This is a genomic window from Arthrobacter sp. NPDC092385, from assembly GCF_044755105.1.
Classification (GTDB): Bacteria; Actinomycetota; Actinomycetes; order Actinomycetales; family Micrococcaceae; genus Arthrobacter_D.
In genome coordinates this window covers 14,438-34,757 of the sequence record NZ_JBIVQL010000017.1, presented here as the reverse complement: position 1 = coordinate 34,757, position 20,320 = coordinate 14,438, and the positions used below count along the sequence as shown (strand labels likewise).

At 69.6% G+C, this 20,320-nt stretch carries 17 protein-coding genes and 1 tRNA gene; 17 read left to right on the top strand and 1 reads right to left on the bottom strand.

Features of this window, described 5'->3' with window-relative positions:
• Positions 1-94: 94 nt before the first annotated feature.
• From ACIQCY_RS16290 to ACIQCY_RS16225, 14 genes are all read left to right on the top strand, one after another.
• Positions 95-1,507 carry a cation:dicarboxylate symporter family transporter gene (locus ACIQCY_RS16290; protein ID WP_400484917.1) on the top strand — a complete coding sequence of 471 codons (1,413 nt, stop codon included), beginning with the start codon at positions 95-97 and terminating at the stop codon, positions 1,505-1,507.
• 280 nt (positions 1,508-1,787) lie between these two features.
• Entirely contained in the window at positions 1,788-2,675 is an 888-nt protein-coding gene (locus tag ACIQCY_RS16285; RefSeq protein WP_400484898.1) for a ParA family protein, read from the top strand.
• Positions 2,676-2,710: 35 nt separating this feature from the next.
• Complete coding sequence (locus tag ACIQCY_RS16280; protein WP_400484897.1) at positions 2,711-3,553, top strand: segregation and condensation protein A; 843 nt, start codon at positions 2,711-2,713, stop codon at positions 3,551-3,553.
• Positions 3,546-4,187 (top strand): SMC-Scp complex subunit ScpB, encoded by a 642-nt coding sequence (gene scpB / locus ACIQCY_RS16275; protein WP_400484896.1) that lies wholly within the window; start codon positions 3,546-3,548, stop codon positions 4,185-4,187. The genes ACIQCY_RS16280 and scpB overlap by 8 nt, the downstream gene beginning before the upstream one ends.
• Before the next feature lie 27 nt (positions 4,188-4,214).
• A complete protein-coding gene (locus ACIQCY_RS16270) occupies positions 4,215-5,507 on the top strand; it encodes a pseudouridine synthase (RefSeq protein WP_400484895.1) in 1,293 nt (430 codons plus the stop codon).
• 3 nt (positions 5,508-5,510) lie between these two features.
• Positions 5,511-6,638 carry a prephenate dehydrogenase gene (locus ACIQCY_RS16265; protein WP_400484894.1) on the top strand — a complete coding sequence of 376 codons (1,128 nt, stop codon included), beginning with the start codon at positions 5,511-5,513 and terminating at the stop codon, positions 6,636-6,638.
• Positions 6,635-7,387 carry a (d)CMP kinase gene (cmk, locus tag ACIQCY_RS16260; protein ID WP_400484893.1) on the top strand — a complete coding sequence of 251 codons (753 nt, stop codon included), beginning with the start codon at positions 6,635-6,637 and terminating at the stop codon, positions 7,385-7,387. Before ACIQCY_RS16265 ends, cmk begins: the two co-directional genes overlap by 4 nt.
• A gap of 83 nt (positions 7,388-7,470) precedes the next feature.
• On the top strand, positions 7,471-9,027 hold the full coding sequence (gene der / locus ACIQCY_RS16255) for a ribosome biogenesis GTPase Der (protein ID WP_400484892.1): 1,557 nt from the start codon (positions 7,471-7,473) through the stop codon (positions 9,025-9,027).
• Positions 9,028-9,104: 77 nt separating this feature from the next.
• Positions 9,105-9,178 (top strand) — tRNA-Pro (locus ACIQCY_RS16250).
• A 197-nt stretch (positions 9,179-9,375) separates the two neighbouring features.
• Positions 9,376-9,762 carry a glycine cleavage system protein GcvH gene (gene gcvH / locus ACIQCY_RS16245; protein WP_400484891.1) on the top strand — a complete coding sequence of 129 codons (387 nt, stop codon included), beginning with the start codon at positions 9,376-9,378 and terminating at the stop codon, positions 9,760-9,762.
• A gap of 121 nt (positions 9,763-9,883) precedes the next feature.
• Positions 9,884-10,330 (top strand): FHA domain-containing protein, encoded by a 447-nt coding sequence (locus tag ACIQCY_RS16240; protein ID WP_400484890.1) that lies wholly within the window; start codon positions 9,884-9,886, stop codon positions 10,328-10,330.
• An 8-nt stretch (positions 10,331-10,338) separates the two neighbouring features.
• Entirely contained in the window at positions 10,339-11,088 is a 750-nt protein-coding gene (locus ACIQCY_RS16235) for a MerR family transcriptional regulator (protein WP_400484889.1), read from the top strand.
• A gap of 10 nt (positions 11,089-11,098) precedes the next feature.
• Positions 11,099-11,602, top strand: a complete 504-nt coding sequence (locus ACIQCY_RS16230) for a bifunctional nuclease family protein (RefSeq protein WP_400484888.1) — start codon at positions 11,099-11,101, stop codon at positions 11,600-11,602.
• A 233-nt stretch (positions 11,603-11,835) separates the two neighbouring features.
• Positions 11,836-12,423, top strand: a complete 588-nt coding sequence (locus tag ACIQCY_RS16225; protein ID WP_400484887.1) for a MerR family transcriptional regulator — start codon at positions 11,836-11,838, stop codon at positions 12,421-12,423.
• Positions 12,424-12,485: 62 nt separating this feature from the next.
• On the opposite strand, the gene ACIQCY_RS16220 is transcribed toward ACIQCY_RS16225, so the two are convergent.
• The gene (locus tag ACIQCY_RS16220) at positions 12,486-13,310 is read right to left on the bottom strand and encodes a ParA family protein (protein ID WP_400484886.1); all 825 of its coding nucleotides are present in this window, start codon (positions 13,308-13,310) and stop codon (positions 12,486-12,488) included.
• 227 nt (positions 13,311-13,537) lie between these two features.
• On the opposite strand from ACIQCY_RS16220, the gene ACIQCY_RS16215 reads away from it, so the two are divergent.
• The 3 genes from ACIQCY_RS16215 (at position 13,538) to ACIQCY_RS16205 (ending at position 20,160) form a co-directional block, all read left to right on the top strand.
• Entirely contained in the window at positions 13,538-17,023 is a 3,486-nt protein-coding gene (locus tag ACIQCY_RS16215; protein ID WP_400484885.1) for a pyruvate carboxylase, read from the top strand.
• Between the two features lie 115 nt (positions 17,024-17,138).
• Positions 17,139-18,737 (top strand): hypothetical protein, encoded by a 1,599-nt coding sequence (locus ACIQCY_RS16210; protein WP_400484884.1) that lies wholly within the window; start codon positions 17,139-17,141, stop codon positions 18,735-18,737.
• A 19-nt stretch (positions 18,738-18,756) separates the two neighbouring features.
• Positions 18,757-20,160: a mycothione reductase gene (locus tag ACIQCY_RS16205; protein WP_400484883.1), complete on the top strand. Its 1,404-nt coding sequence runs from the start codon at positions 18,757-18,759 to the stop codon at positions 20,158-20,160.
• Positions 20,161-20,320 lie beyond the last annotated feature (160 nt).

Below are 20,320 nucleotides of genomic sequence, written 5' to 3'. Positions count from 1 at the left end.
ACAGTACGCTTCCTGGTCAGACCCCCGCGGACGAAGAACGACCTTCGCCGCCGGCGCCGCCGGGCGGCTGACACCAAGGGAGAACATCATGGCTATGGCGCCATCGCGGTCCGAGAGCGGACCAGCACAACCCCGCAAGCGGGTCGACAAGACCCATTTCCTCTACATCGCGGTCATCGCGGCCGTGATCCTCGGTGCGATCCTCGGACTCATGGCCCCCGAGTTCGCGAAGTCGCTCAAGCCCCTCGGCACTGGGTTCATCAACCTCATCAAGATGATGATCGCTCCGATCATCTTCTGCACCATCGTGCTGGGTGTCGGCTCCATCGCCAAGGCGGCGACCGTCGGCAAGGTGGGTGGCCTCGCGCTCGGCTACTTCATGCTCATGTCGACCTTCGCGCTCGCGATCGGCCTCGTCGTCGGCAACCTCATCCAGCCGGGTGAGGGCCTCGATATCTCATCGTCGACCTACGAGGTGCCCGCAGCCGCCGAGGGTGCGCCCGAGGGCACCGTCGGCTTCCTGCTCAGCATCATCCCGACGACGCTCCTGTCTGCGCTCACCGGCCCGAGCATCCTGCAGACACTGTTCGTGGCACTCCTCGTCGGCTTCGCGCTGCAGAAGATGGGTTCGGCCGGCAAGCCGATCCTGCGCGGCATCGGGCACATCCAGGCGCTGGTCTTCCGCATCCTCGTCATGATCATGTGGCTCGCGCCGATCGGTGCGTTCGGTGCCATCGCCGCGGTCGTGGGCGAGACGGGCGTGCAGGCGATCATCAGCATGGCCACCCTCATGGTCGCGTTCTACATCACCTGCATCCTGTTCATCGTGATCATCCTGGGCGGCCTGCTGAAGCTCGTCACCGGCGTCAGCATCTTCAAGCTGATGAAGTACCTCGGCCGCGAGTACCTGCTGATCTTCAGCACCTCCTCCTCCGAGGCAGCCCTGCCCCGCCTCATCGCGAAGATGGAGCACCTCGGTGTCTCCAAGCCCGTGGTCGGGGTCACCGTCCCGACCGGCTACTCGTTCAACCTCGACGGCACCGCCATCTACCTCACGATGGCCTCCCTGTTCGTCGCCGAAGCCCTCGGCAAGCCCCTGGCCCTCGGTGAGCAGATCTCGCTGCTCGTCTTCATGATCATCGCCTCCAAGGGTGCGGCGGGCGTCACCGGCGCAGGCCTGGCCACCCTCGCCGGCGGCCTGCAGTCGCACCGCCCCGACCTGGTGGACGGCGTGGGCCTGATCGTCGGCATCGACCGCTTCATGTCGGAGGCGCGTGCGCTGACGAACTTCACGGGCAACGCCGTCGCCACCGTCCTCATCGGAACCTGGACCAAGGAGATCGACCGCGGCCGCGTCGACGAGGTCCTCGAGGGCCGCCAGCCCTTCGACGAGGCGACCATGAGCACCGACCACCGCTTCGAGAACGATGACGACGTCGACGTCAACGTCGAGGAGGGTGCCGCCGTCAGGACCGAGGCCGCCGTGCGCGGCACGTCCAGCCACTGAGTACGGTGGAACGCCGGGCGAGGGCCCGGTAGCAGATGACGGCGATGGCCCGGAGCGGATCCGGGCCATCGCCGTCGTCGTTCCCGGCCCGGGTGCGGACCGCGAACGCGGTTCCCGCACCAACGTTCGACCTCAGGTTGAGCATCAAGGCTCGCTGTCGATCAGCACGGGCCGCCACGGGCCCCGCCGCAGGCGTTGTACCGTGGACTATGAGAAAAGCCCGCCCGGGTTCGACGACCGGCCGGCCTGCACCGATTCTGATGGAAGCGTGGAGAAATACGTGAGTAGTGAACAGGGTTCCACAACTCTGCCCAGCGCAGCGGGCACGGGATTCGGCCCGACCGGCCGTCCTGTGACGGAATTCCCTGAGCCCAGGGTCCTGGAATCGCACGGCCCTGCGAGGGTCATCGCGATGGTGAACCAGAAGGGTGGGGTCGGCAAGACGACCTCGACCATCAACCTCGGCGCCGCACTCGCAGAAGCCGGGCGCAAGGTGCTGCTGGTCGACTTCGATCCGCAGGGCGCACTCTCCGCCGGGCTCGGCACCAACCCGCACGAGCTCGACGTGACGGTCTACAACGTGCTGATGGACCGCAAGGTGTCCATCCAGGACGCGATCCAGCACACGGCCATCGAGAACATCGACCTGCTGCCGGCGAACATCGACCTGTCCGCCGCCGAGGTCCAGCTGGTCAACGAGGTGGCACGCGAGCAGGTCCTCGACCGCGCCCTGCGCAAGGTGTCGGACGACTACGACGTCATCCTCATCGACTGCCAGCCGTCCCTCGGACTGCTGACGGTCAACGCCCTGACCGCCGCCCACGGCGTCATCATCCCGCTGATCTGCGAATTCTTCGCCCTGCGCGCCGTGGCACTGCTGGTCGAGACCATCGAGAAGGTGCAGGACCGCCTGAACCCGCGGCTGCAGATCGACGGCGTCCTCGCCACCATGTACGACGCGCGGACCCTGCACAGCCGCGAGGTCATCGCGCGCCTCGTCGAGGCCTTCGGTGACAAGGTCTTCGAGACCGTCATCAAGCGCACCATCAAGTTCGCCGACGCGACCGTCGCCGCCGAACCCATCACGTCCTACGCGGCGAACCACTCAGGAGCGGACGCCTACCGCAGGCTGGCCAAGGAGCTCATCAGCAGGGGCGGAGCGCCGTAGTGCCTCGGATCGCCGGGTCCGCCCGGATGCACTAGGTGGTGGCCGCCCCGGTCTTCGAGGTCCAGCTGACCAACTTCAGCGGCCCCTTCGACCTGCTGCTGAACCTCATCTCGCGTCGTGAACTCGACATCACGGAGATCGCCCTCGCGCAGGTCACGGACGAGTTCATCGCCCACATCCGCCGGATCCAGGCCGCCGACGGTGAGTGGAAGCTCGACGAGGCGAGTGAGTTCCTCGTGGTCGCCGCGACGCTCCTCGACCTGAAAGCCGCCCGTCTCCTGCCCGCCGGTGCCGTCGAGGACGAGGAGGACATAGCGCTCCTCGAGGCCCGTGACCTCCTCTTCGCTCGGCTCCTGCAGTACAAAGCGTTCAAGGAGATGGCGCGCCACCTCGCGGGCCGACTGGAGGAGGAGGACGCGCGGCACCCGCGCAACGCCCCCCTCGAGCCGGAATTCACCCGCCTGCTGCCCGAACTCATCTGGAAGCAGTCACCGGAGGAGTTCGCCGCGCTGGCAGCGAAGGTGCTCGCCCGCCGCCAGGAGCCGCAGGCCGAAGTCAGCATCGAGCACCTGCACGCACCGCCCGTCAGCGTCCGTGACCAGACGGTGGTGCTGCAGGACCTGCTGAGGACGGGCAGCCCGATGTCCTTCCGCCGGCTGACGGAGGACGCCGGCTCACGGCTGGTGATCGTGGTGCGCTTCCTCGCCCTGCTCGAGCTGTTCCGGGACGGAGCAGTCTCCTTCGAACAGGCGGCGCCGCTGGCCGAACTGCAGGTGAGGTGGCGCGCGGAGGACGACCGGTGGACGGTGGAAGCGCTGGCGACGGAGGTCGGACCCGGTCCGGAACCAGGGATCCTGGAAGGAGTGCAGCATGGATGAGGCGTCGGACGCTGCCCCCGGCGGGCAGGAGGTCCCCGTCGAGGAGCTCCCCGGGGGGCTGCGCGCGGCGGTCGAGGCGATCCTGATGGTCGCCGAGAGGCCGGTGACGGACGAGCAGGTGGCGTCGGTCCTCGAGCGCCCGGCGGCGCAGGTGCGCGCAGTGCTCGTGGACCTGCAGCGCGAGTACGACGGCTATACTGGGTCAGGCTCCGAGAGTACCGAACCACCAGTGCCGCGCGGTTTCGAACTCAGGAACATCGCCGGCGGGTGGCGCATCTTCTCCCGGAAGCACTTCGCATCCGTGGTCGCCGACTTCGTGCTCGATGGGCAGACTGCCCGGCTTTCACAGGCAGCACTCGAGACCCTGGCGGTCGTCGCCTACCGCCAGCCCGTGTCCCGTGCCCGGGTTTCCGCTATTCGGGGCGTCAACGTCGATTCCGTTGTCCGCACGCTGCTGCAACGCGGGCTGGTGGTCGAGATGGAGACCGATCCGGAGACCGGAGCAGTCCTCTATGGGACCACCCCACTGTTTCTGGAAAGATTGGGACTGGGCAGCGTTGGGGAATTGCCCCGGATCGCTCCCCATCTGCCGGGCATCGAGAGCCTCGGGGAGTATGACGAAACAACGTATTGAGCACGACCTACGACAAGGACTTTCTACATGACACAGCAGCCAGGATCCGGTTCCGGACGCAATACGCCGCGCCGCGGCGGGTCGGCCGGACGCCCATCCGATGCTGCCCGTGGCCGTGGGAAGTCCTCACCGCGCAACGGTTCCGCGCAGGGCGCCGGCCGTTCCGGCGAGGGCCGATCGGGAGAGGGCCGTCCGTTCGAGGGCCGCGGTGAGCGCACCGAGGGCCGATCGGGAGAGGGCCGTCCGTTCCAGGGCCGCAGTGAGCGCACCGAGGGCCGTGCGCCCGGTGCCGGTGGCGACCGCCGTGAATCGGCCGAGGGCCGGGCCCGTTCGGCTGCCGGTCGTCCCTCCGCAGGGACTCCTGCTGGCAGGTTCGGCGCCGGGGGGCGCGCGGGCGGCAAGCCCGGCCGACCGGGGGCGGGTCCCAACCCGGGCGGACGCTCGGGCGGTCAGGGCGGCGCGGGTCGCCCGAAGCCGGCCGGCGGCAAGGCCTTCGGCAGCGAGCGGTTCGGGCAGAACCTCGGGCCCGTGCGGTCCTCGAAGCCGAAGCGTGCCAGCCGGCCCGCCGACGAGATCGACGTCCACAACCCGGAGGGTGTGCGGCTGCAGAAGGTCATGGCACTCGCCGGCGTCGCGTCGCGCCGTGTCTGCGAGGAGATGATCCTCGACGGACGCGTGGAGGTCGACGGCACGGTCGTGACCGAGCTCGGCGTGCGCGTCGACCCGGAGCAGGTGGCCATCCACGTGGACGGCATCCGGCTGCAGCTCAACGAGAACCTCAAGTACTACGTCTTCAACAAGCCGCGCGGCGTCGTCTCCACCATGGAGGACCCCGAGGGCCGTCGCTGCATCAGCGACTTCCTGAAGAACAAGGACAAGAGCGAGAGGCTCTTCCATGTCGGTCGGCTCGATGCCGAAACCGAGGGACTGCTCCTGCTCACCAACGACGGCGAACTGACCAACCGCCTGACCCACCCGTCCTACGAGGTCCCCAAGACCTACCTCGTCCAGGTCCGCGGGCCCATGGCGCAGGGCATCGGAGCCCAGATGAAGGAGGGCATCGAGCTCGAGGACGGCCTTGCACAGGTGGACTCCTTCAAGCTCGTCGATTCGACGCCCGGGCACATCCTCGTGGAGGTGGTCCTGCACTCCGGCCGCAACCGCGTGGTCCGCCGGTTGTTCGACGCCGTCGGCCACCCCGTCGAACGCCTCGTCCGCACCCAGGTCGGTCCCATCCGCATCGGCGATCAGCGCCAGGGCAGCATCCGCGTGCTCGGGCGCCAGGAGGTCGGGCACCTGCTGGCATCGGTGGGCCTCTAGCCGATGACCACGCGCACGGAGCAGGGGACACACCTCGCCGGGCCGGTCCTGATCATCGGGGCAGGCCTGCTGGGGGCCAGCATCGGGCTGGGGCTGCGTGCCCGCGGGCTCGACGTCGTCCTGTCCGACAGCTCGCCCTCGACCGAAGCGGTTGCACGTGACATCGGTGCCGGGCGGCTCCTCGCCGAGGTCCGGCACGCGGGGGAGCAGTTCGCGCCCGAGGTCGTCGTCGTGGCGACGCCGCCCGATGTCACCGCCCGCGTGGTCGCGGACGCCCTGCTGGCCTATCCGGGCGCGGTGGTCGTCGACATCTGCAGCGTGAAGGAGACGATTTTGCTCGAACTCGCTGCCACGCCAGGCGTCGCAGGGCACCTGGCCCGCTATGTCGGGACCCATCCGATGGCCGGCCGCGAGAAATCCGGTCCCGTCGCCGCCCGCGCCGAGCTGTTCACGGGCGCGCCCTGGGTCCTCTGCGCCCACGCCGGAAGCGCTCCGGAGGCCGTCCTCCGGGCGGAGTCGCTCGCCGTCGATCTCGGTGCCGTGCCGGCGCGCATGTCCGCCGCGGAGCATGACGAGGCCGTCGCACTGATCTCGCACCTGCCGCAGGTCGTGTCATCGCTCGTCGCGAGCAGGCTGCAGGACTCGCCGGCGCAGGCGCTCGCGCTGGCCGGCAACGGGCTGCGGGACGTCACGCGCATCGCCGCCAGCGATCCGCGTCTCTGGGTACAGATCCTGTCCGCCAACGCCGGTCGGCTCGTCGACATCCTCTACGGCGTCCGGGAGGACCTGAACCGCCTGATCGGTACGCTCGAGGACCCGACGGCGGGCGGAGCGCGCCTCGACATGGCGCAGCTGATGTCCGAGGGGAACGCCGGCCAGGCGCGCGTTCCGGGCAAGCACGGCACGCCGCCGAACTCCTTCGCGCGCCTGACCGTGCTCGTCGACGACGTACCGGGCCAGATCGCCAAGCTCCTGACGGAGATCGGGCACACCGGCATCAACGTCGAGGACTTCCGCCTCGAACACTCACCGGGGCGGCAGGTGGGCCTCGCGGAGCTCTCGGTCCTGCCGGGCAAGCGACAAGAATTGACGGAGTCCCTGACGCAGCGGGGATGGAAGGTAGTGCAGTGACCCAGGCATCAGCAGAGACCACGCAGGCCGCCGGCGCTCCGAGCGCAGCAGGCCTGGGCAGCCCCTACTCGGGGTTCCGCCTCGGCAAGTCCCTCGTCGTCGCCATCGACGGTCCCTCCGGGTCCGGCAAGTCGAGTGTCAGCCGGGAAGTGGCACGCCGTCTTCGCGCGGCGTACCTGGACACGGGTGCCATGTACCGTGCGGTGACGCTCCACTGCATCGCCAGCGGGATCGACCTCCAGGACGGAGCGGCGGTGGAGGCAGCAGCGCGCGACGTCGAGCTCTTCATCAGCACCAGCCCGGACCGTGAGTCCGTGACCGTCTCGGGTGACGACGTCACCGCCGCCATCCGCGAGCCGGAGGTCTCCTCCGCCGTGAGCGCCGTCGCGACCACGATGGGCGCCCGCGCGGAACTGATCCGCCGCCAGCGCGCGCTGATCGCCGGCGCGGGCCACCGGATCGTGGCCGAGGGGCGCGACATCACCACCGTCGTCGCCCCCGACGCCGAGGTGCGCATCCTCCTCACCGCGAGCGAGGAGGCCAGGCTCCGCCGCCGCGGCGACCAGCTCGGCGGGACGCAGTCGGAGGCGCAGCTGAAGCAGCAGGTCACCGAGCGCGACGCGAAGGATTCCGCCGTGGTGAATTTCCGGCAGGCGGCGGACGGGGTCGTCACCCTGGATTCGTCGGACCTCGATTTCGAACAGACCGTGACAGCCGTCCTCGGCATCGTGCGCACCGTGGCGCACTAGCGGAAGACCACTGAGAAGTTTCGGGCGCGAGCCCACCAGGATCGCCGTCGGGAGACGGTGAACACCAACCGAAGGAAGCAACCATGAGCGAGAACCTTTCGCCGAACGCGACGGACCAGGGTTCCGGAGCCGACGAGGACTACGAGCCGAGCGGTGAGGACCAGGTCAGCGAGCTGCTCGAGACCCTCGACGACGCCGAGGCCGAGCAGCGCGCCGCCTCGCTGCGCGCAGGCCTCGAGGACTACGAGCTCGACGACGAGGACGCCGCGCTCCTCGCCCGGCAGGACGAGGACTTCGACGAGGAGGCAGAGGGCCGGCTCAACCCCGTCCTGGCCATCGTCGGACGACCGAACGTCGGCAAGTCCACCCTGGTGAACAGGATCCTCGGTCGCCGCGAGGCCGTCGTCGAGGACACCCCCGGCGTCACCCGTGACCGTGTGTCCTACCCGGCCCAGTGGTCGGGCAGGAACTTCACGCTGGTGGACACCGGTGGCTGGGAGCAGGACGCCAAGGGCATCGCCGCGCGCGTCGCCGACCAGGCGGAGATCGCGGTCGACATGGCCGACGCCGTCCTCCTCGTCGTCGACGCGACCGTCGGTGCCACCGCGACCGACGAGGCCGTGGTGCGCATGCTGCGCCGCAAGAAGAAGCCCGTGATCCTCGTGGCCAACAAGGTCGACGACATCCAGAACGAGGCCGACGCCTCGGTGCTCTGGGGGCTCGGCTTCGGCCAGCCCTGGCCGGTCTCCGCGCTGCACGGCCGAGGCACGGCGGACATGCTCGACCAGGTCAACAAGACCCTGCCGGAGTTCTCCGAGCACGGCGGTATCGAACGGTCCGGTGGTCCACGGCGCATCGCCCTGATCGGGCGCCCGAACGTGGGCAAGTCCTCCCTGCTCAACAAGCTCGCCGGCTCCGAACGCGTGGTCGTCGATCCGCTCGCAGGGACCACCCGCGATCCCGTGGACGAGATGATCGAGCTCGGGGGGCGCACGTGGCGCTTCGTCGACACCGCAGGCATCCGCCGCCGCGTGCACATGCAGCAGGGGGCGGACTTCTACGCCTCGCTGCGCACGCAGTCCGCCCTGGAGAAGGCGGAGGTCGCCGTGGTGCTCCTCGCCGTCGACGAGGTACTCAGTGAGCAGGACATCCGCATCCTGAACATGGCCATCGAGTCGGGCCGCGCGATCGTGCTGGCCTTCAACAAGTGGGACCTGCTCGACGACGAGCGCCGCCGCTACCTCGAGCGTGAGATCGAGCAGGACCTGGCGCACGTGGACTGGGCCCCCCGCGTCAACATCTCCGCCCTGACCGGATGGCACAGGGACCGCCTCGTTCCCGCTCTCGACGTCGCACTGGAGTCCTGGGACCGCCGTATCCCCACGGGCCGCCTGAACGCGTTCCTCGGTGAACTCGTCGCCGCCCACCCGCACCCCGTACGCGGCGGCAAGCAGCCCCGTATCCTCTTCGGCACGCAGGCGTCGAGCCGCCCGCCGAAGTTCGTGCTGTTCACCACGGGCTTCCTGGACCCGGGCTACCGGCGCTTCATCACGCGCCGCCTGCGCGAGACCTTCGGCTTCGAGGGCACGCCGATCGAGGTCAGCATGCGCGTCCGCGAGAAGCGCAGCCGCAAGCGCTGACACCTCCCCGGTGTGCGGATCCGGTCGGAGAATGCTGTATTGTTATCCGAGTGGTTTGGCCTGCTGAGCAGGCCGATCGGGATGTGGCGCAGCTTGGTAGCGCACTTGACTGGGGGTCAAGGGGTCGCAGGTTCAAATCCTGTCATCCCGACACTGCAGGGCCCGTTTCCACCGGCATTCCGCCGGAGGGAGCGGGCCTTCTGCATGTCCGGGGGTCGCTCCGAGGAGCCGCCGCCGTCCGGGTGAGAGGCGCGTCACGGTCGCGCCGGTTGTGCCTATACTCGACCAGTACCCGTACCGGGCGGCGGTCCTGGCCGCCGCTGCACCCCGCGCGTCCGAAAGGCAACCATGAGCAACATCCCCGATGGCCTGTACTACACCGCGGAGCACGAGTGGGTCAGTGAGCCCGCCGTCGACGGCACCGTGCGCGTCGGTATCACCGACTTCGCCCAGGACGCGCTCGGAGACGTCGTCTACGTCCAGATGCCCGAAGAGGGCACCAGTGTGGCCGGGGCCGACGTCATCGGCGAGGTCGAGTCCACCAAGAGCGTCAGCGACATCTACGCCCCCGTGACCGGGGAGGTCGTCGCGCGCAACGAGGCGCTCGACGACGATCCGTCACTGATCAACTCCGACCCGTACGGCGAGGGCTGGCTGCTCGAGATCAAGGTCTCCGATCCGTCCGTGGTCCAGGGCCTCCTGAGTTCAGCCGACTACTCCCAGCAGGTAGGCTAGATCTACCCTGCGGAAGGCAGCAGGGGTGGTGCGGTCGGCCACAATCAGCCGTACCGCAGTAGGGGAGGAATGACCGATGGTGCCGAACGAGAATCCAGCCGTGAATGGGGAAGAGCCGCACATGACGTCTCCTGAGACAACGACGATCGGTCTGCCGCCGCTGGCCGCAGCGATCGAGCTGGAACGCCATCTGACGAGGGAGGAGCAGGCCTCCGTCGCCGCGCTCCCTGCCGGTTCCGCGCTGCTGATCGCGCACTCCGGCCCGAACGCCGGTGCGCGTTTCCTCCTCGACGAGGACATCACGAAGGCCGGACGCCACCCCAACGCCGACATCTTCCTCGACGACGTGACGGTCTCGCGCCAGCACGCCGAGTTCCGCCGGACCGGGAACGGCTTCATGGTCGTGGACACCCGCAGCCTGAACGGGACGTACGTCAACAACGACCGCGTGGACAGTGTCGCCCTGCGCAACGGCAACGAGGTGCAGATCGGCAAGTTCCGCCTGACCTTCTACGCCGCCCGCACCGCGGCCGGCCAGTCGACGCAGCACACGACAGCGCGGGCCTAGTCCGGTTCATGCCTGCTTCCCAACCCGCCCGCCGACCGGCCGGCGTCGCTTCCGGCCATTCCGGCACCGGTGTCCACAACATCGGTGAGGTTCTGCGTGAGCTGGCGGAGGAGTTCCCCCAGGTCACGGCGTCGAAGATCCGTTTCCTGGAGGAGAAGGGCCTGATCTGCCCCCAACGGACGCGCGCCGGGTACCGCAAGTACACGGCACACGACGTCGAGCGGCTCCGCTTCGTCCTGGCGCTGCAGCGTGACCAGTACCTTCCCCTCAAGGTGATCAAGGACTACGTCGACGCGATCGACCGCGGCGAGCGGCCCGAGTCCCTGCCCGGAGGCATGACGCTCTCACCGCGCGTGGTCTCCGACCAGCTGTCCCGCGAGCTCAGCGCACACGGCCGGCGGCTCACCTCGGAGACGCTCGCGGCCGAGGCCGGCGCACCCCGCCGGCTCGTCGACGACCTCGTGAGCTTCGGGCTCATCACGGCCGTGGACAACCGCTTCGACGAGCACGCGCTCAAGATCACGAAGGCGTGCGTGCAGTTGGAGAGCCACGGGATCGAGCCCCGCCACCTGCGGCCGTTCCGCGCGGCTGCGGACCGGGAACTCGGTCTCGTCGAGCGCGTCGTCGCTCCCGTCGCGTCGCGCAAGGACGTGGCGTCCAAGGCCCGTGCGGCGGAGACGGCGCGCGAGATCAGCGAACTCTGCCTGGGACTCCACAGTGCCCTGGTGCACAGCCACATAGCCCGGATGGACAGTTAGGCGGCTTCCTGTGATCGAAGTAGAAGTAGTAGGCGTCCGGATCGAACTGCCGTCCAACCAGCCGTTGGTCCTGCTGCGGGAGACCTCGGGGGAGCGGCACCTGCCCATCTGGATCGGGGCCCCCGAGGCCAGCGCCATCGCCTTCGTGCAGCAGGGCATCGTGCCGCCGCGCCCCATGACGCACGACCTCCTGGTCGACGTCGTGGCAGCGGCCGGCAAGGAGATCACCGAGGTGCGCATCACCTCGGTGGAGGACACCGTCTATCACGCGCAGCTCGTCTTCCGTGACGGCGTGACCGTGAGCTCGAGGGCTTCGGACGCCCTGGCCGTGGCACTGCGCGTCCCGTGCCCCATCTACTGCGCGGAGGAGGTCCTCGCCGTCGCGGGCGTCGAGATCGCCGACGCCGATGCGGAGGACGCGGAGGACGGCGGGACGGAGGAGACAGCCGAGAAGGAGGTCCTCCAGTTCCGTGAGTTCCTCGCGGACGTCGAGCCGGAGGACTTCGAGCGCTGACGCCCGGGGCTGCGCCGGTGCTGTGATCGGGCGGTACGGATGCCGGCCGGAGGGCCGTCGGCGACACGCTGATTCTTGAGGGGCTGCATCTTTGACCTTGCCCTTCCCTCGATCTAACGTCGAAGCATACAGTTCCCATTGCGTGTGTGGGGGACTCGGGGCACACTTGAGTGCACGCCCCGAGGTTCCGCCTGATCAGCAAACTTCCCGGGAACCCGACGAGGAGGCAACACGTGAGTCCGAAGGGTGACGCCGGCAAGGCAGCCAGCCCGGCAGGCGCTGGTGTCCCGGCAAGCGCCCAGGGCTTACTGTTCACGGAAGACCTCCCCGTCCTCGATGAGGATGCCGGATATCGCGGCCCCACGGCCTGCAAGGCTGCAGGCATCACCTACCGCCAACTCGACTACTGGGCCCGCACGGGCCTCGTCGAACCCGCCGTCCGCGGCGCGTCCGGTTCGGGGACGCAGCGGCTGTACGGGTTCCGCGACATCCTGGTCCTCAAGGTGGTCAAGCGCCTGCTCGACACCGGGGTGTCCCTCCAGCAGATCCGAACCGCCGTCGAGCACCTGCGTGAGCGGGGCGTCGAGGACCTCGCGCAGATCACCCTCATGAGCGACGGCGCCAGTGTCTACGAATGCACGTCGGCTGATGAAGTCATCGACCTCGTGCAGGGCGGGCAGGGTGTCTTCGGCATCGCCGTCGGCCGTGTGTGGCGGGAAGTGGAAGGCAGCCTCGCGGCCCTTCCGAGCGAGCATGCGCTCGACCAGGACTTCCCGGGCGACGAGCTCAGCAAGCGCCGCGCCACCCGCAAGATCAGCTAGCTACCGAGCACCAACGCGTTCCGCGTGGTCACACCGCGACGAGCGATCAACGGAGGCAGCAATCAGCGCCTCGCGCCCCGACTCCGCATCCTGCCCGAGTCCATGACGCTCTTCAGCAGTTCGTCGAAGTAGCCGGACGACTGCTGCGCGGAATCGCCCGGCCAGTGGTGCACGGAGTGGGCGGCGCCCTGGATCTGCTGCCAGTTGGCCTGGTCCGGGATGGCGGGGCTCAGCAGCAGATCGCCGAACATCTGCTTCATCTCACCCAGGCGGAACGAGTGCTCGTTGGAGGTCGAGCGGACGCGGTTCGCGACGATTCCGGCAGTCTGCAGCTCAGGGGCGAATTCGCGGCGGAAGAGCTCGAGCGCGCGCATGGTCCGCTCAGTGCCGGCGACGGAGAACAGCGCGGGCTCGGCCACCAGGAGGACCTTGTTGCTGGCGGTCCAGGCGATGCGCGTCAGTCCGTTGAGCGACGGCGGGCAGTCGATCAGCACGAGGCTGTACCCCTCGACGCGGGACAGGAGGGCGGCCAGCCTGCGCTGGTCGCGGCGACCGAGGTCCGGTCGGTCGTAGATACCGGAATAGGCGGACCCGATGGCGACGTCGAGCCTGGCTGCTCCGGCGTTCGACTGCTTCGCGGCGGTCTCCACCCAGCCACTCGGAACGGTGTTGGCGGCGAGATCGCCGCGCCTCGCGTTCTTCAGCAGCCGTCCGATGTCGGTCTGGCCGGATGGCCGGACCGCGAGGCCGGTGGTGGCGTCCGCGTGGGGGTCGAGGTCGACCACGAGGGTAGGGATCCCCGCTGCCAGCGCCGCGGAGGCCAACCCCATGGTGACCGACGTCTTGCCCACGCCGCCTTTGAGGCTGCTGATGCTCACTACCTGCACGTGATAAACCCATACCTATCTTCGGCCGCCGGTCAGGGCGGCTCGCATGTTGATCCCCGTCCATCATAGGGCGCTGCGGTTGAGCGCCCGGGACGGCGGTACCGGGGCTGCCCGCTGTTCCGTAAGGTGCCCGAGCGGCTCGTGCGCGTGCCCCATGGACGCCCGGGGCCCGCCGGGTAGGATCAGTGCAGCGTGCAGGACCCGACCCGCAAGGATGCAGGAGTGCGATGTTCTCGAAGATTCTGGTAGCCAACCGTGGTGAGATCGCGATCCGGGCGTTTCGGGCCGGGCATGAGGTGGGGGCGAAGACGGTCGCGGTGTTCCCGCAGGAGGACCGGAACTCGATCCACCGGCAGAAGGCCGATGAGGCGTACCTGATCGGGGTGGAGGGCCACCCGGTGAGGGCGTACCTGGATATCGAGGAGATCATCCGGGTGGCACGCGAGGCCGGGTGTGATGCGATCTATCCGGGGTACGGGTTCCTGTCGGAGAATCCGGGCCTGGCGCGGGCTGCGGCGGACGCGGGGATCACGTTCGTGGGTCCGCCGGCGGACGTGCTGGAGTTGGCGGGGAACAAGGTCAAGGCCCTGGACGCGGCGCGGGCGGCGGGTATCCCGGTGCTGGCGTCGTCGCGTCCGAGCGCCGACGTGGACGAGCTGATCGCGGCGGCTGATCAGATCGGGTTCCCGGTGTTCGCGAAGGCCGTGGCCGGTGGTGGTGGTCGTGGGATGCGCCGGGTGGATACGCGGGAGGCGTTGCCGGAGGCGCTGGAGGCGGCGATGCGCGAGGCGCAGTCGGCGTTCGGGGATCCGACGATGTTCCTGGAGCAGGCGGTGCTGCGGCCGCGTCATATCGAGGTGCAGATCCTCGCGGACGCGCAGGGCAATGTGATGCACCTGTTCGAGCGGGATTGTTCGCTGCAGCGCCGGCATCAGAAGGTCATCGAGATCGCGCCGGCGCCGAATCTGGACGAGGGCATCCGGCAGGCACTGCACCGGGACGCGGTGAAGTTCGCGACCGCCCTGGGCTACGTGAACGCGGGCACGGTGGAGTTCCTGGTCGACACGGTCGGGGAGCGGGCCGGCCAGCACGTGTTCATCGAGATGAACCCGCGGATCCAGGTCGAGCACACGGTCACCGAGGAGGTCACCGACGTGGACCTGGTGCAGTCGCAGTTGCGCATCGCCGCCGGGGAGACGCTCGCGGATCTCGGACTCAGCCAGGAGACGGTGAGCCTGCGGGGGGCTGCCCTGCAGTCGAGGATCACCACGGAGGACCCGGCGAACGGGTTCCGGCCGGACGTCGGCCGGATCTCGGCGTACCGGTCCGCCGGTGGCGCCGGGGTGCGCCTGGATGGTGGGACGGTGTATGCGGGGGCGGAGATCAGCCCGCACTTCGACTCGATGCTCGTGAAGCTCACCTGCAGGGGCAGGGACTACCCGGCCGCGGTCACGCGGGCGAGGCGCGCCCTGGCGGAGTTCCGGGTCCGCGGTGTCTCCACGAACATCTCCTTCCTGCAGGCGGTCCTGGATGACCCGGACTTCATCGCCGGGAACGTCGCGACGTCGTTCATCGATGAGCGCCCCGAACTGCTCACCGCCCGGGTCCCGGCGGACCGTGGCACGAAGCTGCTGACCTGGCTCGCGGACGTGACCGTCAACCAGCCCAACGGTGCCCGCCCCGCGCACCTGGACCCGCGCGAGAAACTGCCCGAACTCCCCGGCACCACGACGACCGACAGCACGACCAGCGCCGACACCACTGGCTCCGGCAGCCGGGCCGACAGTACCTCCGGTGCTGCTGGCACTGGTTCTGGTGCGGCGGGCAGCCGGCACCGGTTGCTGGAGCTCGGTCCGGAAGGTTTCGCGCGGGCGTTGCGGGAGCAGACAGCCGTCGCGGTCACCGACACCACGTTCCGCGACGCGCACCAATCGTTGCTGGCGACCCGGGTGCGCACACGCGACCTGACCGCGGCCGGTGCGGCGGTGTCGGCCCTGACGCCGGGCCTGTTCTCGGTCGAGGCGTGGGGAGGTGCCACGTACGACGTCGCGCTGCGCTTCCTGGGGGAGGATCCGTGGGAGCGCCTGGATGCGCTGCGCCGCGAACTGCCGGACATCTGCCTGCAGATGCTGCTGCGCGGGCGCAACACCGTCGGCTACACCCCGTACCCGGAAGCGGTCACGACGGCTTTCGTGGCCGAAGCGGCGGCGTCCGGGATCGATATCTTCCGGATCTTCGACGCCCTGAACGACGTGTCGCAGATGGAACCGGCGATCCGGGCGGTCCGGGACACCGGGACCGCTGTCGCCGAAGTCGCCCTCTGCTACACGGCGGACATGCTGGATCCGGCCGAGACCCTCTACACGCTGGACTACTACCTCGAGCTGGCCCAGCGCATCGTGGACGCGGGCGCGCACATCCTGGCCATCAAGGACATGGCAGGGCTCCTCCGCCCCGCCGCGGTCGCGAAACTCGTGACCGCGCTGCGGGAACGCTTCAGCCTGCCCGTGCACCTGCACACCCATGACACCGCGGGAGGCCAGCTCGCCACGCTGCTGGCCGCGGTGGACGCCGGGGTGGATGCCGTGGATGTGGCCAGCGCCCCCCTGGCCGGCACGACCAGCCAGCCCTCGGCCTCGGCCCTCGTCGCGGCCCTGGCCCACACGCCCCGGGACACGGGCCTGGACCTGGGGGACGTGTGCGCGCTGGAACCCTACTGGGAGGCCGTCCGGCGGATGTATGCCCCGTTCGAGTCCGGCCTGCCCGGACCCACGGGACGCGTCTACCGGCACGAGATCCCGGGCGGGCAGCTCTCGAACCTGAAGCAGCAGGCCATCGCCCTGGGCCTGGGGGAACGCTTCGAAGCCATCGAGGACATGTACACCGCGGCGGACAGGATCCTGGGCAGGCTCGTGAAGGTCACCCCGTCCTCCAAGGTCGTCGGGGACCTCGCCCTGGCCCTCGTGGGCAGGAACGCGGACCCCGCCGAGTTCCAGGAGAACCCTCAGGCCTTCGACATCCCGGATTCGGTCATCGGGTTCCTCAACGGGGACCTCGGGCTTCCGCCCGGCGGCTGGCCCGAACCCTTCCGCACCAAGGCGCTCAAGGGCCGCGAACTCAAACCCCGCGACGAGGAGATCACCGCCGACGACGAAGCCAGACTCGCCGGCATGTCGAAGGAACGCAGGGAGGCCCTGAACCGCCTGCTCTTCGCCGGCCCCACCAAGGACTTCACCGCCACCCGCGACACGTACGGGGACGTGTCGCTCCTGGGCACCGCGGACTACCTCTACGGACTGCAGCCGAACACCGAGCACGTCATCGAGCTCGAGAAGGGTGTCCGGCTCATCGCGACCCTCGAGGCCGTGTCCGAACCCGACGAGAAGGGCATGCGCACCGTCATGTGCACCCTCAACGGGCAGATGAGGCCGGTGAGCGTCCGCGACCGCAGCATCGAGAGCGATGTGAAGGCCGCCGAGAAAGCAGACCCCGGCACCCCCGGCCACATCCCCGCACCCTTCGCCGGCTCCGTCACCATCACCCTCGGCGAGGGAGACACCGTCACCGCCGGCGACACCGTCGCCACCATCGAAGCCATGAAGATGGAAGCCAACATCACCACCCCCATCACCGGCACCGTCCAACGCACCACCCACACCGGCGTCGCACCCGCCCAGGGAGGCGACCTCCTCCTCGTCATCACCCCCGCGTAAGGGGCGCATCACGCGAGCGGCGGAGGGACGGCAGGCTAGAGTAGGGCGCTGGAGAATGCAGGACGGCGGCTTCGTGCACGAGGGCGGAGCGGCGTGAGCGACGATGTGAGGAACCATGGCGAGCGACCCGACCGATCCTTCGGCAACCCGGCCCGGCGGTGTGTCGACCGGCGGTGACCGGACGACGACGGCCACGCACGGCGTGCCCATCGTCCCGGGCGTCCCGTTCCTGGCCGGACAGCTCAAGGACACGGAGGCCGGGGCGGTCGACACCGGTGACGGCGAGCGCGCATCAGGGAACGAGAGCGCAGCGGTGGCCGGTGAGGAACCGGGCCACGACCCTTCCGAGGATCCGGGTACCGCCGACAGCACCGACGGCACCGACGGCACCGACAGCACCGACAGCACCGACAGCGTGCCCGGCGGTGCGATTGCGCTGACGGGTGACGCGGCAACCGCGCCGAACGGGGTCCACCTCAACGCCTACGCGGTCCCTGTATCCGCCGTCCCGCCGTCCGTCCTCCAGGGCCCGACCCTGACCGTCCCTGCGCCGCTCACCCCCGCGGGCACGCCAACCCCTGCAGGCACGGCCATCCCTGCAGACAGTTCCGTGCCGGCAGGCGAGTCCGCCGCTGCGCGGGCTACGGAGCCTCCGGGCTGGGTCCCGTCGGGCCCGTCGGCGTCGAGCACGGCATCGGCCGGCGCCTCCTCGGGCGCGCGGGAGGCGGCTGTGGCAGCAGAAGCCGCGGACCGCGCGGAGCGGACCGGCCGGCGGGAGAAGGAGCTGGGCCCGGAGCCGGCGTCGGCACTGACGGCCGACCGCCTGCTCATGGGGACCGCCAGGCCGCCGGTGGGCGGATGGCGCCGCTGGCTCTACACGCTGACGTTCGGCCGGGTGAACGTGGGCGACTCGGACGCGGTGCGTGCCCAGCGCGCGCTGGAACACCGGATCTCCGTGCGGCTGGGCGGCAGGACGCGGTACGTCCCCGTACTCTCCCGCAAGGGTGGCGTGGGAAAGACGACCGTGACCACCCTGCTGGGCATGGCCCTGGCGGACATCCGCGAGGATCGGATCATCGCCATGGACGCGAATCCCGATCGGGGGACCCTGTCCGACCGCTCCCCGGGACGAGCCGACCACACGGCGCGGCAGCTCGTGAAGAACCGCTACACCATCGACTCCTTCGCCCAGCTGGCGGACTATGTGACACGGGACGGCTCGCGGCTCCATGTGCTCGCCTCGGATACGGACCCGACGGTGGCCCAGGCCTTCGACGATTCGGACTACCGTGCCGTCACCGACCTGCTGAGCCGCTACTACTCCGTGGTGCTGACCGACTCCGGCACCGGCATGGTGCACTCCGTCATGAAGGGCACGCTCGACAAGGCGGACTCCGTGGTGCTCGTGTCGGGGGGAAGCGTCGACGAGGCGAGGCTCGCCTCCGAGACCCTCAGCTGGCTCGAGGCACACGGACGGCAGGACCTCGTGGCCAGGGCGATCGTCGTGATCAACCTGTCCTCCGGCAACGCCACGCAGGTCGACGTCTCGGAGATCGAGCAGCACTTCCGCTCCCGCGTGAAGACGGTCGTCCGCATCCCGTACGACCGGCACCTCGCCGAGGGCTCGCGGATCGACCTCGGCAAGCTCGGCCCGGCAACACGGCGGGCAGCGACCGAACTGGCAGCGCTCGTGGTGGATCAGCTGGCCGACTGACCGCGGCTAGACTGCCGGGGTGACCCACTACGACCTCGCGATCATCGGCTCCGGCTCGGGCAACACCCTCATCTCGCCGGAATGGGATGACCGGGAGGTGGTCCTCGTCGAGGGTGGCACCTTCGGGGGGACCTGCCTCAACGTGGGCTGCATCCCCACCAAGATGTACGTCTACCCGGCGGGGCTGGCGACCGCGGCGGCGGAGTCGTCACGGCTCGGTGTGGACCTCTTCCTCGACGGAGTGCGCTGGCGGGACATCCGGGACAGGATCTTCACCCGGATCGACGCCATCTCCAGCGGCGGCAGGAAGTACCGGGCGGACGAACTGCGGAACGTGCGCCTGATCGAGGACTACGTCCGGCTCACGGGTGAGAGAAGTTTCGAGACGCCGTCGGGCGAGGTCGTCACGGCGGACCAGTTGGTGATCGCGACCGGTTCCCGCGCCGTCCGGCCGGAGATCCCGGGGATCTCCCTGCCGCAGGTGCACACGTCGGACACCGTCATGCGGCTCGAGGACCTCCCGAAGCGCCTGCTGATCCTGGGCGGGGGGTACATCGCGGCCGAGTTCGCGCACGTGTTCGGGGCCTTCGGCACCGAGGTCACCATCGCCGTGCGGTCAGGCGGCATGCTGCGCCACCTGGACGAGACCGTGTCCGAAGCGTTCACGGAGCAGGCCGCCCGCCAGTGGGACCTCCGCCTGGATACGGACGTCACCCAGATCACCGCCAACGACGACGGCAGCGTCACCGCACGCCTCAACGGTCCTGCCGGCCCCGCGGACCTCGGGGTCGATGCCGTGCTCGTGGCCATCGGACGCACGCCGAACACGGACGCCCTCGGTGCGGCCCAGGCCGGCCTGGACCTGCACGACGACGGCCGCCTCGCCGTGGACGACTACCAGCGCGTCCTGCGGAACGGGGCGCCGGTCGAGGGGCTGTGGTCGCTCGGCGATGCGAGCAGCGACTACCAGCTCAAGCACGTGGCGAACCACGAGGCGAAGATCGTCGCCCACAACCTGCTGCATCCGGAGGCACTGCGCGCGAGCGACCACCGCTTCGTGCCGGCAGCGGTGTTCTCGCACCCGCAGGTGGCTTCCGTCGGCATGACGGAGGAGGAGGCACTCGCACACGCCGATGCAACGGGCACCGCGGTCGTGACGGCCGTGCAGCACTACGGCTCGACGGCCTACGGGTGGGCGATGGAGGATTCCACCGGGTTCGTGAAGATCATCGCCGAGCAGCCGACCGGACGCATCCTCGGCGCGCACATCCTCGGTCACGAGGCGTCGATGATCATCCAGCCGGTCATCCAGGCCATGTCCTTCGGTCTCGATGCGCAGACCATGGCCCGCGGGCAGTACTGGATCCATCCGGCACTCACCGAGGTCCTCGAGAACGCGTTGCTCAACCTGAAGACCGACTGAGGGGCGGGGGGGGGGGGGGGGGGGGGGGGGGGGCGCCCCCCGCCCGCGGGGGGGGGGGGGGGGGGGGGGGGGGGGCCCCCCCCCCCCCCCCCCCCCGCCCCCCGGGGGGGCCGCCCCGCTTCCGGGCAGGACCAGGGTCGTGGCCCGGCCCGGGGCCGTT